This is a genomic window from Rugosimonospora africana (genome assembly GCF_016862975.1).
In the GTDB taxonomy this organism is placed as follows: Bacteria; Actinomycetota; Actinomycetes; order Mycobacteriales; family Micromonosporaceae; genus Rugosimonospora; species Rugosimonospora africana.
This window is the reverse complement of sequence record NZ_BONZ01000027.1, coordinates 76,396-90,473: the sequence shown is the minus strand read 5'-3', so window position 1 is coordinate 90,473 and position 14,078 is coordinate 76,396. Positions and strand designations below refer to the sequence as shown.

Here is a 14,078-nt window from a genome sequence, read left to right as displayed (position 1 = left end):
CGCAGTCAGAGCCCATCCGCGGCCCGGCCGGGCACGGGCGCCGGTCACCGGCCGGCGCTGCGCCGCTGTGTCGCCGTCGAGCCCGAGGCGTTCGCCGGCACGTACTGGGGGCGCGCACCGCTGCACTGCCGGGCCGCCGACTTCGCCGCGGCCCGATCCGCCGCACCCGGCTCTGCTCCGGCCGGCTCCACTCCGCCCGGTGCTGCTCCGGCCGGCTCCATTCCGGCTGGCTCCACTCCGGCCGGCTCAGCTCCGGCCGGCTCAGCTCCGGCTGCCGCCCGGCCGCCCGGCTTCGGCGACCTGTTCGGTACCGGCGACGCCGACGAGCTGTTGAGCCGCCGGGGCCTGCGTACCCCGTTCCTGCGGGTGGTGCGCGACGGCGAGGTGCTGCCCGCGCACTCGTACGTCGGCCCGGGCGGTGCCGGCGCCGAAGTCGGCGACCAGGTACGGGACGAGCGGATCCTGGCACTGTTCGCGCACGGCGCGACGCTGGTGTTCCAGGGGCTGCACCGGCTCTGGCCGCCACTGATCGACTTCGCCGGCACGCTGGCCGCGGAGCTGTCCGTCCCGGTCGGCGTCAACGCGTACCTCACCCCGGCCGGGTCGCGGGGCTTCGCCAGCCACTACGACACCCACGACGTGTTCGTCCTGCAGGTGGAGGGGCGCAAGCGGTGGATGATCCACGAGCCAGTGCTCGACGACCCGCTGGAGCGCCAGCCGCACGGCGGGCGGCGCGACGAGGTCGCCGCCACCGCGGCCGGGCCTCCGGCGCTGGAGGTCGAGCTGGCCGCCGGGGACACCCTGTATCTGCCGCGCGGCTGGCTGCACTCGGCGACCGCGCTGGGCGGACCCAGCCTGCACCTGACTCTGGGGCTCCGCGCCCTCACCCGGTACGCGCTGGTCGAGGAGCTGCTCGCGCTCGCCGCCGAGGAACCGGCGCTGCGTGCAGGCTTCCCGCTCGGGTTCGACCCGACCGACGAGAACCAGCTCGCCGGCCAGCTGGCCGGTACCGTGGCCGCCCTGCGCGAGGCGCTGCGTGAGCCGGACGTCGCGGCGGTCGCCCGCCGGATGCGCTCCCGGACCTGGCCGACGAGCCGGCCGGCGCCGATCCGGCCGCTCGCTCAGGCCGCCGCGAGCGAAGCCGTCGACCCGGACACGATCGTCACGCCCCGCGCCGGGCTGCGGTGGTTCCTGCGTACCGAGCCGGACGCGGCCATCCTCGAACTGCCCGACCGGACGATCCGCTTTCCCGCCTTCTGCGGGCCGGCGGTCCTCGCCGTGCTGGACGCCGCCGGACCCGTGCGCGTCGGCGACCTGCCCGACCTGGACGGCGAGGACCAGGTGGTACTGGTGCGGCGGCTGCTGCGCGAGGCGGTGGCGGTACCGGCCCGGTCAGCCTAGATTGTCGGCCGGCGGGCGGCTTCGATTGTCGGCGGCGGACCGGCCCGGGTCGTCAGCTGGCGGGCGGTCCAGGTATCCGGTGAGCGCGGCCCGGTCCAGCTGCCGCCCGGCCGCGAAGGCCGCCGCGTACCCGTCGTCCCCCAGCTCGGTACGGGCGCGCTCCAGCACCTGGTCGATCCCCTCCCCCGGTCTCGCCGGGGCCCAGCCGCCGCGCATCGCCTGCACCGCGCCGGCGACCGTGGCCACCCGTACCGGATCCCGCTCGATCGCCGCGAAGCCCTCGGCGATGTGCAGGAAGATCCCCTGGTCGGGGTTGTCCCCGAGGATGGCCAGCGCCTCCCGCAGCAGGTCGCCCGCCCGGCCACGGTCGCCGCCCTCGTCCGTCAGCCGGGCCAGCATGCAGGTGACCATTGCTCGCTGCTGGCGGCCGGACTGGTTCGGTTGCCGGGCCAGGTCGGCGCGCATCGACTCGTACATCGCGGTCGCCGTGTCCAGGTCACCCGCCCGGCGGGCCAGGTCCGCCTCGACCATCAGCAGGTGGGACTCGCTGGCCGCCGTCGAGTCGGCGGGCAGCAGGGAGCGGGCGCGCACCAGGTCGGAACGGGCACCCTCCAGGTCGCCGCTCTGCGCCCGTACGCCGGCCAGCCGGGCGAACATCAGGTGGCCGTCCTCGCCGTGCAGCGCCGGGTTCAACAGCACGCTGGCCTCCTCGATGAGAGCCAGCGCGCGGGTCGAATCGCCGCTGTGGCTGGCGACATCGGCCAGCATGAGCAGCGACTGCGCGAGGCCGCCGTGTTCGCCGATCGCGCGGAAGCCCTCGACCGCCCGTTCCAGGTCAGCGGTCGCCGGCCGGATCCGGCCGGTACCCAGCCGCAGGACCCCCCTCGTCATCAGCGCCGCGCTGCGCAGCCAGGGATCGTCGTCGCGCAGGTCACCGGCGAGCAGGACGATCGCCTCGCGGGTCCGGCCGGCCAGCAGCGTGGCGATGAACCGCGCGAGCCGCAGCAGCGGGTTCAGCGGCCCCTCCGCGGCGGCCTCGCCGAGCATGTCGGCGACGGTGCTGGAGAACGACAGCACCGCGTCCGGCTGCGCCGCCGCGCCCAGTTCGCCGACGCGGGCGACCAGCCAGCAGATCGTGTACTCCCGGCGCAGCCCGGGCGGCGGCCCGTCCGGTACCAGCGCGATGGCCTGGGCCGCCCAGCCGACCCCCTCGGTACGCATGCCGGACGGCAGCCAGTACCCGCACAGTGCCGCGCACATCCGCAACGCGCCGGCGGCGTCGCCGGTGTCGACCAGCCACCGCAGGGCGGCGGCCACGTTGTCGTGCTCCGCACGCAGCCGGACGATCCAGGTCAGCTGGTCGGCCGTCCGCAGCCGAGGCTCGGCCTCCTGCGCCAGGCTCAGAAAGTGGGCGGCATGGGCGTGGCGCAGCGCCTCGACCTCACCGCGTTCGGCGAGCTGCGCCGCGGCGTAGGCCCGGATCGTCTCCAGCATCCGGTACCGGCCGCCGGCCACCTCGACCAGCGACTTGTCCACCAGCGCGGTGATCGCGTCGAGCGTGTCCGCCCGGCACACCGCCTCGATCGACTCCAGTGCCGCGCTGCCGGCGAACACCGACAGCCGGGCCGCGAGGATGCGCTCCGGCTCGTCGAGCAGCTCCCAGCTCCAGTCCACGACCGCGCGCAGCGTCTGGTGCCGGGGCAGGACGGTGCGCGGTCCGGCGGTCAGCAGCCGGAACCGGTCGTCGATCCGGTCGGCGATCTGCCGCGGCTGCATCAGCCGCAGCCGGGCCGCGGCAAGCTCGATGGCCAGCGGGATGCCGTCCAGCCGGCGGCAGATCTGCCCCACCGCGTGGACGTCCTCGTCGGCCAGGCGGAACCCGGGTGCCGCGGCCGTCGCCCGATCGGTGAACAGCTGTACCGCGGCCGTGCGCCTGGCGTCGTCCGGCCCGTCGCGCTCCGCCGGCAGCGCCAGCGGCGGTACCGGGTACAGCGTCTCCCCCGGTACCCCCAGCGGTTCGCGGCTGGTCGCCAGCACCCGTACCCCCGGGCACCCGGCCACGATCGCGGCGACGAGGTCGGCCGCGGCGGCGACCACGTGCTCGCAGTTGTCGAGGATCAGCAGCAGCCGCCGGTCGGCCAGCGCCTCCACCAGCCGGGTGGTCGGGCCGGCCAGCCCCATCGCCCGGCCGGACAGCACCAGGTCCCGCACGCCGAGGACGGCCTGCGCGGTGTGCACGACCTCGTCCGGGTCGCCGACCGAGGCCAGCTCGACCAGCCACGCCTCGTCGACCGGCCACACCTCACCAACCGGCCACGCCTCGCCAACCGGCCGGGCCTCATCAACCGGCCGGGCCTCATCAACCCGCCGGGGCTCGTCGACCCGCCGGGCCTCCTCGGGCGGCCGGGCGGCCGGGCCGGGCCGGCGGGCGGCCGTCTCGATGGCCAGCCGGGTCTTGCCGGCCCCGCCCGGCCCGATCAGCGTGACCAGGCGGTGGGCGCCGACCAGACCGGTCACCGCGGCCATGTCCACGTCCCGGCCGACGAAGCTGGTCAGCTGTGCCGGAAGGTTGCCGACCCGCTCCGGCCGGCCGCGCAGCAGTTGCAGGTGCAGCAGGGCCAGCTCGGCGGACGGGTCGACGCCCAACTCCTCGGCGAGCGCCCGGCGCGTCTTGTCGTACCAGCGCAGCGCGTCGGCCTGCCGGCCGAGCGCGTGCAGCGCGGCGATGTGCCGGGCCTGAAGCCCTTCGCGCAACGGGTACGCGTCGGCCTCTCGCGCGGTGGCGGCCAGCGCCTCGGCCGGGTCGCTGTCGGCCAGGCACGCCGCCGCGTACTCCTCCACCGCCAGCAGCCGGGACTCGTCGAGGCGGGCCGAGGTCGCCGGGTCGTCCAGGTCCACCAGGGCCGGTCCGCGCCACAGTCCCAGCGCCTCCTTGAGCAGCACCCGCGCCACCGCGGGCGCGGCGCCCCGCGCCTCGGCGAGGAGCCGGGCGAAGCGCCGCGCGTCGATCGCGTCGGGTTCGATCGCGAGCCGGTATCCCGCCGGGTCGGCTTCGATCGCGTCCCGGCCGACCGCCCCGCGCAACCGGTACACCAGGGCCTGGAGGGCGTTGGCCGCGTTGGCCGGAGCGGCCTGGCCCCACAACGCGTCGATCAGCCGCTCGGTGGTCACCACCCGGCCGGGCTGCGCGGCCAACGCCGCCAGCAGGGTGCGCAGCCGCTGGCCGTTGACGGGTACCGGGGTCCCGTCGGCGCGGCGGACCTCCAGGCGCCCGAGGATCGACAGTTGCACGTTCTTCCCTCCCCGCCACCATCATGGCCGACCGGAGCGGCGATCCGGAGGCCGGGATCTCCGGCCGGATCGTCGCTGTCCAGGATCATCCGCTGTCCGGGATCATCGGGCTGGGTGGGATCATCCGCTGGGTGGGGTCGTCGGCCGGGCGGGATCGTCCGCTCGGCGGCTCAGGCTGCCGGTGACTGGTCTGGGTCGTGGCGCGGCGCCAGACGCGCCGAGCTAGACCAGTCGGTTACGGGTTCGGGGCGCAAAAACCGGCCGGGGGCGTCGAGCCCTGCCGGCCGTGCTGCTGTGACGGTCCGGGCCCTGGCGTCGGAAGGCCCGGACCAGCGGTTAACCGCGCGGGTGGTCGAAGCTGCCCGCCTGTACGGCGCCGATGAACGCGCGCCAGGACTGCTCGCCGAACCGCAGAATCGGACCGTCCGGGTCCTTGGAATCGCGTACCGCGATCCCGTCGGTTACCTCGGCGACCTCGACGCACGCGCCGTTGCCGGCGCTGCGGCTGCTCTTGCGCCAGGCCAGGCCGCCCCGTTCCAACGCAGGGAACATCCCTGCCACTTCCTTCCTGTTGGTTGATTGATTGATCAGCTCTCACCGCGCGCCGCTGCCGCGATGGCTTCCATGGATTCCACCGGCGTCATCGCCGCGGCGCGAAGCGCCTCGAAGCTGTCCAGATAGCTTCGAAGATCATCCGGTTTGCTCCGGAACACCCCTCCGGTCAGGCCCTCGCTGTAGACGAGCGGCTGGTCGGAGACGCCGGCGCTGGTGCCCGCTCCGGAACCGGCTCCGGAACCGGCGAATTCCAGCACCATGAACGATCCTGCCAGGCCGGGATGAGCCCCGACGCTGAACGGCAAGATCTGGATGGTCACCATCGACTGCTCGCTGGCCTGGATGAGGCGCAGCAACTGGCGGCGCAGCACATCGGGGCCGCCGACCGGCCGGCGCAGGACATCCTCGTCGAGGATCGCCCACAGCTGCGGTGGGGGCTGGCGGGTCAGCACCGCCTGCCGGGCCATCCGGACGGCGACCCGCTGTTCGATGACTTCGGACCGGTCGGACGGGACGAACGCGTGCATGACGGCGCTCGCGTACTCCGCCGTCTGCAGCAGGCCCGGCACGACCTGAGCCTCGTACGTGCGGATGGAGGTCGCTTCCGCCTCGAACCCGATGAACGTCTCGTACGCGTCGGGGAGGGCGTCGCCGTACGCCTCCCACCAGGCCCGCTGGCGCGACTGGGCGGCCAGCGCGCGCAGCCGGGTCCGTTCGGCGTCGTCGACGCCGTATGCGGTGAGCAGGCGGTCCAGGTCGGCGTTGCGGACACCGGTGTTGGCCGTCTCGATGCGGCTGAGCTTCGACTCCGACCAGCCGACCTGGTCGGCGACGCTGGCCACGGTGCGCTGCGCGCGGTCGCGGATGCGCCGCAGCTCCGCGCCGAGCTGCCGGCGAAGCATGGTCGGGCTCGGCTTCGCGGCCACGTGCACTACGGTACGCAATTCTTTCCTGATGGCGCAATAAGCACTCTCGAATCTGCACTTGCATCTGGCAGTCGCAAGCGGGTTAATGGACGTTAAGGCGACAACGGCGTCGATGCATCTCAGCTCGGCAGGGTCGCCCACAGCGTTCCCCCCGCCCCCGCCGAAGCTCGCACCACCCGTCGGCGGCGTCCCACCGGGACCGTGCGTTCGCCGACACCTCCGACAAAGGAAGGCCCGCCACCGCGGGCCCCGGCGAGAGGACGTTGGGCATGAGCTCTATCGCATCCCGCGCCGCCGATCCCCGTCACCGGCGCCGCAGCGGCCTACCCGCGCCGCCAGCGCCGAGTTCGCGCCCGGGTCACCCCCGGACCAACGCCACACAGGAGGGTGCCATGAGTGCCGACCGCATCCCACCCGCCCGCTCCGGCACGCCCCGCCCCCAGGTCGTCTACTTCCGCCGCTCCGGGGTCCTCGTCACGGACCAGCAGGTGGCCGTCGGGCAGTACCGGTACCAGGTGGCCCAGCTGGCCGACCTGATGCAGGCGAGGGGCTCGACGCATCCCGGTGCCGTGGTCGGGATGGTCATCGCGGTCGCCGAGACGCCGCTCGTGGCGCTGCTGCTCGGCGTGGTGCACTCACCGGTGGCCTGGCTGCTCGCCGTACCCGCGCTGCTCATCCCGTGCCTGGTCGGGCTCGTCTGCGTACGGCGCTGGCCGGCCCAGTACGAGCTGCTGGCCCGCTACCGGGGCGGGCAGGTGTCCCTGTTCGCCACTCGCGACGAGCGAGAGTTCGGCCAGGTCGCCCGCGCGGTGAGGCGAGCCATCGAGGCCACGCCGGGCGACGACACGCGGCTGTGAGCCGCACGATTGTGACGCGGGCCGGACGGCGCCACGCCCGGAAGAGATGATGACCTTATGGATCCCCGTATCCGACGGCATCTCGCGCACTGGCTCGGGCAGTGGCCGGCGACCGCGGACCTGTCCGTGGTCGGGTCGACCCGCCGGCAGGTGCCGGGATGGGATGGCGCCGTCTACCCGCTGATCGGCGTCCGGGCCGTGCAGGGCACCGTACTGTCGGTACCGCCCGACCGGCTGGCCGAGGTGCGGCGGGTGGTCGCCGAGGCGACCAGCGGCGAGTCGCTGCTGGCCGGCCTGCCGGCCGCTGTCGGGCAACCGGAGCGGAGGGTCTACACCGGGGTGTTCCGGTGGAGCAACTGCCCGGCCGCGTTGGAGGACGCCGGTACCTGGCTGGACAGCACCGATCCGGTCGTCCCGGACTGGCTGCGGGTGTTCGGCCGGCAGGTGCTGGTGGCCACCGACCCCGACACCGGCGCGTACCTCGCCGGCGTCGGGCTCAAGCGGCACAACCAGTACGGACAGGAGCTGGCGGTCGGCACCGAGCCCGCCGCCCGGGGCCGCGGGCTGGCCCGGCGGCTGGTGGCACAGGCCGCCCGCCGGGTACTCGACGAGGGCGCGGTGCCCACCTACCAGCACGCCACGGACAACGCCGCCTCCGCACGGGTGGCGGACGCCGCCGGGTTCCCCGATCGCGGCTGGACCTCGATGGGCATCGGCTGAGCCTCCGCCACCGCGTGGCGTTGAGCCTCCGTTACAGGGTGCGTTGAGCCTCCGCTACGGGGTCACCGTCAGCGGGGGGATCGTACGACCGGTCCGGCTCGGCGCGTCCGACGCCGCGCCACGACCCAGACCAGTCGTCAGCGCGGGAGCTTCCCGAAGCGGCCGGGTGGTCTTTGGCGAGTCCAGCCCCGCCAGTACCGTCCGCGCGATGCCCGGCCCGTCCAGCCCCTGCGCGGCGAGCATGGCCTTACGCTCCCCCTGGGCGAGGAACCGCTGGTTCAGGGCGAGGGTGCGCAGCTTCACGTCGATCCCGGCGCCGCGCGCCGCGCGGGCGAACGCGTCGCCGAACCCGCCGTGCTCGCCGTTGTCCTCCACCGTGACGACCAGCCGGTACCCGCCGGCCGCCCGGACCAGGCCGGGATCCACCGGCATGATCCAGCGGGGATCGGCGACGGCGGCGAACACGCCGTGCGCGGCCAGCTCGTCGGCCGCGGCCAGTGCCGCGCCGGCCATCGGCCCGACGGCCACGATGAGCACGTCCGGATCGGCGTGGGACCGCAGCAGGTCGGCGTTGCCCAACCGCCCGGTCGCGGGCAGCTCGATCGCCACCTCGGCCTTGGGGAACCGCAGCGCGGTCGGCCCGTCGGCGTGGTCGACCGCCTCGCGCAGCAGCTCTCCCAGCCGCTGACCGTCGCGTGGCGCGGCGATGCGCATGCCCGGCACCATACCGAGCAGCGATAGGTCCCACATGCCGTTGTGGGACGGCCCGTCGCTGCCGGTGATGCCGGCGCGGTCCAGGACGAAGGTGACTCCCAGCCGGTGCAGCGCCACGTCCATCAGCACCTGGTCGAACGCGCGGTTGAGGAACGTGGCGTACACGCACACGACCGGGTGCCGGCCACCCATGGCGAGCCCGGCGGCGGACGTCACAGCGTGCTGCTCGGCGATCCCGACGTCGTAGACCCGGTCGGGGAACCGGTCGGCGAACGGCTTCAGGCCGGTCGGGATCAGCATGGCGGCGGTGACCGCGACGACGTCCGGGCGGCGCGCTCCGATGGCCACCAGTTCGTCGCCGAGGACGTCTGTCCACGTGGGACGGACCGGTGCGCCGGCCGGCTTCGCCGGCGAGATGGTGTGCATCTGGTCCGCCTCGTCGGCCTCGGCCGCCGGGTACCCGTACCCCTTGCGGGTCACGCAGTGCACGACCACGGCGGTACCCAGCGCCCGCGCCTTGCGCAGCGCCGCTTCCAGGGCGGCGGTGTCGTGGCCGTCGACCGGCCCGAGGTAGGCCAGGCCCAGCTGTTCGAACAGCGACCGGTCCAGCCCGCCGCGCAGCGCCGCCAGGTGCGAGCCGACCGCGCCGACCGTGGGCGCGTAGGACCGGCCGTTGTCGTTGAGCACGATGATGACCGGGCGGTCCGGCGCGGACGCGATGTTGTTCAGCGCCTCCCAGCACATCCCGCCGGTCAGCGAGCCGTCGCCGACGACCGCCACCGCCACCCGGTCGGCACTGCCGGAGAGCGCGAACGCCTTGGCCAGACCATCCACATAGGACAGAGACGTGGAGGCGTGTGAATTCTCCACGAGATCGTGCGCGCTCTCCGTCCGGCTCGGGTACCCGGACAGCCCACCCGGCTGGCGCAGCCCGGGCAGCCCGTCGTGCCGGCCGGTGAGCATCTTGTGCACGTACGCCTGGTGTCCGGTATCCCAGACGATCGCGTCCCGCGGCGAGCAGAACACCCGGTGCAGCGCGATGGTCAGTTCGACCACGCCGAGGTTGGGCCCGAGGTGGCCGCCGGTGCGGCTGACCGAATCGATCAGCCGCTGCCGGATCTCGGCGGCCAGCCCGGGCAGATCGGACTCGGGCAGCTCACGAAGCTGCCCGGGTCCGGCCAGACCATCCAGAGTGGACATGGGCTCACGCACCGACGGCGGCGCGCAACGACTCCTTCAGCGAACCCATCGTGGCGATGACCGCGGTCGGTTCGTACCCGCAGTGCGCCATGCAGTTGGCGCAGCGCGGGTCCTTGCCCCGGCCGAACGAATCCCAGTCGGTCTCCTCGATGAGCTCCTTGTACGTCTTGGCGTACCCGTCGTCCAGCAGGTAGCAGGGCTTCTGCCAGCCGAGCAGGGAGTAGGACGGGATGCCCCACGGGGTGCAGCCCAGATCCTTCTTGCCCTCCAGGAAGTCCAGGAACACCGGCGAGTGGTTCAGCCGCCACTTCTTGCGCCGGCCGTCGCCGAACGCCTTCTGGAACAGCTCACGGGTCTCCTGCACGCCCAGCCAGTGCTCCTGGTCGGGTGCCTTCTCGTACGCGTACCCCGGGGAGATCTGCATGTTGTCCACGTGCAGGTCGTCGTTGAGGTAGTCGAGGACGCCGATGACGTCCTGCGGCGTATCGGTGTTGAAGAAGGTGGTGTTGGTCATCACCCGGAAGCCGGCCGCCTTGGCCTGCTTGATGGCGTCGACCGCACCGTCGAAGCCGCCCTCCTTGTTCACCGACTCGTCGTGCCGCTCCTTCAACCCGTCGATGTGCACCATCCAGGAGAAGTTGCGGTGCGGCTTGAACTTGTGCAGGTGCTTGGGCAGCAGCAGTGCGTTCGTGCACAGGAACACAATCTTGTTGCGAGCCAGCAACTGGCGGACGATCTCGTCGATCTGCGGGTGCATCAACGGCTCGCCGCCGGCGATGGACACCATCGGCGCGCCGCTCTCCTCGATCGCTCCGACCGCCTGCTCCACCGGCATGCGCTGCTTGAGCAGCGACGCCGGCTGTGCGATCTTGCCACAGCCCGCGCACTTCAGGTTGCACGCGAACAGCGGCTCCAGCTCGACCAACAATGGGAACTTGTCTCGGCGCAGCAGCTTCTGCTTCATCAGATAACTGCCAAGTCGAATGGTCTGACGCAACGGCATCGCCATTGGTCAGCTCACCTCCCTGGGCAATGTGAAGTGAATATTCTCTGGTTCAGCTTGTGACTCGCGCACCGTGACCGGCCCGAGACCGGACAGGCAGTGCACGAGTTCGTCCACGAGATGCGGCGGGGCGGAGGCCCCTGCCGTGATGCCGATTCGACGCACCCCCTTCAGCGCGCGCAGGTCCACCTGGCCGGCGTCGTCGACCAGCAGCGCCTCGACTCCCTCCCGTTGCGCGACCTCCACCAGCCGTACCGAGTTGGAGGAGTTCGCCGAACCGACGACCAGCACCAGGTCGCATTCCCGGGCGATGGCGCGCACCGCCTGCTGGCGGTTGGTGGTGGCGTAGCAGATGTCGTCCCGGCGCGGCCCCTGCAGCGTCGGGAAGCGCTCGCGCAGCACGCCCGCGATCTGCTCGGCCTCGTCGATGGCCAGCGTCGTCTGCATCGCGTACGCGACCCGTCCCGGATCCCGCGGCGCCACCCGGGCCGCGGCCGCCACGTCCTCGACAACGATCACGTTGCCGGGAGCCTCGCCGACCGTACCCTCGACCTCTTCGTGGTCGCCGTGCCCGATCAGGAACACGGTGTCGCCCCGGCCGGTGTACCGGCGCACCTCGCTGTGCACCTTGCTCACCAGCGGGCAGGTGGCGTCGATGACGGACAGCCCCCGGGCGTCCGCCTCCGCGCGCACCGCGGGAGTCACGCCGTGCGCGGCGAACACCAATACCTGCCCGGGCGGCACCTCGTCCACCTCGGTCACGAACACCGCGCCGCGCTGTTCCAACTCCCGTACCACGTGGGCGTTGTGCACGATCTGGCGCCGTACGTAGACCGGCGCCCCGTACCGGTCGATGGCCCGCGCCACGACGTCGATGGCCCGATCCACCCCGGCACAGAACGAGCGCGGGCTGGCCAGCAGCACCTCCCGCTCGCCCAGCGCGTCGGACCACGCGTCGATGGCCGGTACCGCCCGGCGCAGCGCGCGCAGCGCCCGGATCCCCCGGGGCACCGCGCCGGCGCTCCACAGTGGATTGGCATCGGTGTCCACAATGGACCGGATCGCGGCGAACGGTGCGCCGGCCGGGGCCAGCCAGGCCGACTCGGTGTCCACCGCGAGCACACCGGTGCCGGACAGCGCCCGCCGGGCCGCGCCGTCGACCACCCGCTCACTGGACACGATCGGTCCGATGTGGACATTCAGGCCGAGGCGGCGCAGCGCGCCGGCCAGCAGCGGCGCGGACGGGCTCGGTATGGGTCGCCCGTCCGGCCCGCGCACCTCGCTGGCCACCACGACGTCGCCCGGCCGGACCCCGTCGTCGAGCCCGCCGCCCAGCCCGGCGACCAGCACCGGTGAGCCGGACAGCCGCGCCACGCTGCGCACCGAGCGCCGCGGGCCCATGCCGCTGCGCACCACGGACACGCCCGCGCCGCGCAGCGCCGCCCGCTCCACCCGCAGGGGAGCGCAGACCACCGGCGTGGTCGCCGCGGTCATCCGGTCACCCGCACGTACCGGCCCAGCGCGGAGACCGGGAACACGATCCGGTACAGGTGGTAGTTGATGTAGAAGTCGCCGGGGAAGCCGGTGCCGGTGAACTGCGGCTCGTCCCAGCCGCCGTCCGGCCGCTGGGTGTCCACCAGGAACCCGACGCCCCGCTCGACCGACTCGCCACGCTCCCCCGCGGCCAGCAGCGCCAGCAGCGCCCAGGCGGTCTGCGACGCGGTCGAGGTACCCTTGCCGGCCCACGAACGGTCCACGTACGAGCGCAGGTCCTCGCCCCAGCCGCCGTCCGGGTTCTGGTGCTCCATCAGCCAGGCGACGGCGCGCCGGATCGGCGGAGACGCCGGATCCGTACCGGACACGACCAGGGCCGGCACGACCGCGCCGGTGCCGTACACGTAGTTGGCGCCCCACCGGCCGAACCACGAGCCGTCCGGCTCCTGGTTGTCCAGCAGCCACCGGATGCCGCGCTGGGTGGACTCGTGCGCGCTGAGCCCCTCGGCGGCCAGCGCCTCCACGATGTGCGCGGTGACGTCCGCGGACGGCGGATCGATCACCTCGCCGAAATCGCAGAACGGCAGCTTGTTGGGCAGCGTGCTGGTGTTGTCCGCGTCGAACGCGCCCCAGCCGCCGTCCTTGGACTGCATGCCGATCGTCCAGGCCATCCCCCGGTCGATCGCCGCCCGCACGCGGGCGGGTTCGGGGTGGCCGACCCGGCGCAGGGCGAGCACGATCTCGGCGGTGTCGTCGGTGTCCGGGTACCCGTCGTTGGCGAACTCGAAGGCCCAGCCGCCCGGCGCCAGCTCCGGCCGCTGTACGGACCAGTCCCCCGGTACCCGGATCTCCTCGCCCAGCAGCCAGTCGGTGGCCCGCAGCACCGCCTCGTCGTCGCCCGGCACGCCCGCGTCGAGCAGCGCGGTCAAGGCGAGCCCGGTGTCCCACACCGGCGACTGGCACGCCTCCAGCCGGCGCACCCGGCCCTCCGGCGTGTCCTCGCGGACCAGGAAGCCCTCCAGCCCCTCGATGCCGACCCGTATCGCCGGATGGTCCAGCGCGTACCCGAGCAGGTGCAGCGCCATCAGCGAGTAGACCCACGGCGGCTGGATGCCGCCCCAGCCGCCGTCGGACTCCTGCCGGGCCAGGATCCACTCGGCTGCGCGCCGCTGGGCCAGCCGGCGCAGCGGCCGCACCGGGTGGCGGGCGTAGAAGTGCAGGATCCGGTCCAGCCGCTGGAACGCGCCGGACCAGGTCCACAGTGGAGCCTTGCGTCGCGGATCCGCGCCGGTGCGCAGTTCGTCGACGCCGAACGGCAGCGACCGCACCGGGCGCAGGCTGCCCACGATGGTCAGCGGCACCACGGTCTGGCGGGCCCAGCACCCGAAGTCGTACACGTTGAGCGGGAACCAGCGGGGCAGGAAGATGAGTTCCGGCGGCAGCTCCGGCAGCTTGTCCCAGGGCCACAGGCCGAACAGCGCCAGCCAGATCCGGGTGAACACCCGGGTGTTCTCCAGGCCGCCGCCCGCGACGATGAACTCGTTGGCCCGCATCATGTGCGGCGCATCCACTGGGTCGCCGGCGAGCCGCAGCGCGACCCACGCCTCCACCGTGGTGGACAGCTCGCCCGGGCCGCCCTCGAACGTGGCCCAGGTGCCGTCCTCGCGCTGCTGCGAACGGATCCACCGGGCGGCCTCCTCGGTCTCCTCCGCCCGGCGGATCCCGAGGAACTCACGCAGCAGCAGGTCCTCGGCGTCCATCGTCACATTCGTCGCCAGCTCGCCCTTCCACCAGCCGGCCGGGTCTTGGACCGAGCGCAGATGGTCCACCGCGGCGCGAAGCGCGTCCGCGGCACTGCGCGGCGCCACTGGCCCGTCCTCACGCCCCGCGGTTGCGGCCACGGTCTGCGTCATGCCG

Annotated in this window: 11 protein-coding genes and 1 pseudogene; 4 read left to right on the top strand and 8 right to left on the bottom strand. The window is 73.4% G+C overall.

Annotated features, from left to right (window positions below):
- Positions 1 to 57: 57 nt before the first annotated feature.
- Positions 58 to 1,401 (top strand): cupin domain-containing protein, encoded by a 1,344-nt coding sequence (locus Raf01_RS13985; RefSeq protein WP_373319528.1) that lies wholly within the window; start codon positions 58 to 60, stop codon positions 1,399 to 1,401.
- On the opposite strand, the gene Raf01_RS50525 is transcribed toward Raf01_RS13985, so the two are convergent.
- Positions 1,393 to 4,692 carry an ATP-binding protein gene (locus tag Raf01_RS50525; protein WP_203918279.1) on the bottom strand — a complete coding sequence of 1,100 codons (3,300 nt, stop codon included), beginning with the start codon at positions 4,690 to 4,692 and terminating at the stop codon, positions 1,393 to 1,395. The two genes, Raf01_RS13985 and Raf01_RS50525, sit on opposite strands and share 9 nt — an antisense overlap.
- A gap of 23 nt (positions 4,693 to 4,715) precedes the next feature.
- Here Raf01_RS50525 and Raf01_RS13975 point away from each other — a divergent pair, with 23 nt between their 5' ends.
- A complete protein-coding gene (locus tag Raf01_RS13975; RefSeq protein WP_203918278.1) occupies positions 4,716 to 4,877 on the top strand; it encodes a hypothetical protein in 162 nt (53 codons plus the stop codon).
- Between the two features lie 151 nt (positions 4,878 to 5,028).
- Here Raf01_RS13975 and Raf01_RS13970 read toward each other — a convergent pair whose 3' ends face one another.
- Together Raf01_RS13970 and Raf01_RS13965 are read right to left on the bottom strand one after the other, a co-directional pair.
- Entirely contained in the window at positions 5,029 to 5,244 is a 216-nt protein-coding gene (locus Raf01_RS13970) for a DUF397 domain-containing protein (protein WP_203918277.1), read from the bottom strand.
- 35 nt (positions 5,245 to 5,279) lie between these two features.
- Positions 5,280 to 6,173: a helix-turn-helix domain-containing protein gene (locus Raf01_RS13965; protein ID WP_203918276.1), complete on the bottom strand. Its 894-nt coding sequence runs from the start codon at positions 6,171 to 6,173 to the stop codon at positions 5,280 to 5,282.
- A gap of 392 nt (positions 6,174 to 6,565) precedes the next feature.
- Here Raf01_RS13965 and Raf01_RS13960 point away from each other — a divergent pair, with 392 nt between their 5' ends.
- Positions 6,566 to 7,030, top strand: coding sequence for a DUF6232 family protein (locus Raf01_RS13960; protein WP_203918275.1), 465 nt, complete (start codon positions 6,566 to 6,568; stop codon positions 7,028 to 7,030).
- 57 nt (positions 7,031 to 7,087) lie between these two features.
- On the top strand, positions 7,088 to 7,750 hold the full coding sequence (locus Raf01_RS13955) for a GNAT family N-acetyltransferase (protein WP_203918274.1): 663 nt from the start codon (positions 7,088 to 7,090) through the stop codon (positions 7,748 to 7,750).
- Positions 7,751 to 7,804: 54 nt separating this feature from the next.
- Here Raf01_RS13955 and Raf01_RS13950 read toward each other — a convergent pair whose 3' ends face one another.
- From Raf01_RS13950 to shc, 5 genes and pseudogenes are all read right to left on the bottom strand, one after another.
- Positions 7,805 to 9,664 (bottom strand): 1-deoxy-D-xylulose-5-phosphate synthase, encoded by a 1,860-nt coding sequence (locus Raf01_RS13950; RefSeq protein WP_203918273.1) that lies wholly within the window; start codon positions 9,662 to 9,664, stop codon positions 7,805 to 7,807.
- 4 nt (positions 9,665 to 9,668) lie between these two features.
- On the bottom strand, positions 9,669 to 10,667 hold the full coding sequence (gene hpnH / locus Raf01_RS13945) for an adenosyl-hopene transferase HpnH (RefSeq protein ID WP_275412987.1): 999 nt from the start codon (positions 10,665 to 10,667) through the stop codon (positions 9,669 to 9,671).
- 9 nt (positions 10,668 to 10,676) lie between these two features.
- The gene (gene ispH / locus Raf01_RS51240; protein WP_444544546.1) at positions 10,677 to 11,627 is read right to left on the bottom strand and encodes a 4-hydroxy-3-methylbut-2-enyl diphosphate reductase; all 951 of its coding nucleotides are present in this window, start codon (positions 11,625 to 11,627) and stop codon (positions 10,677 to 10,679) included.
- A gap of 87 nt (positions 11,628 to 11,714) precedes the next feature.
- A pseudogene (locus Raf01_RS51235) lies at positions 11,715 to 12,161 on the bottom strand (phosphorylase family protein); the annotation flags it as partial.
- A complete protein-coding gene (gene shc, locus Raf01_RS13935; RefSeq protein ID WP_203918270.1) occupies positions 12,158 to 14,074 on the bottom strand; it encodes a squalene--hopene cyclase in 1,917 nt (638 codons plus the stop codon). The gene shc and the pseudogene Raf01_RS51235, both read right to left, overlap by 4 nt.
- Positions 14,075 to 14,078 lie beyond the last annotated feature (4 nt).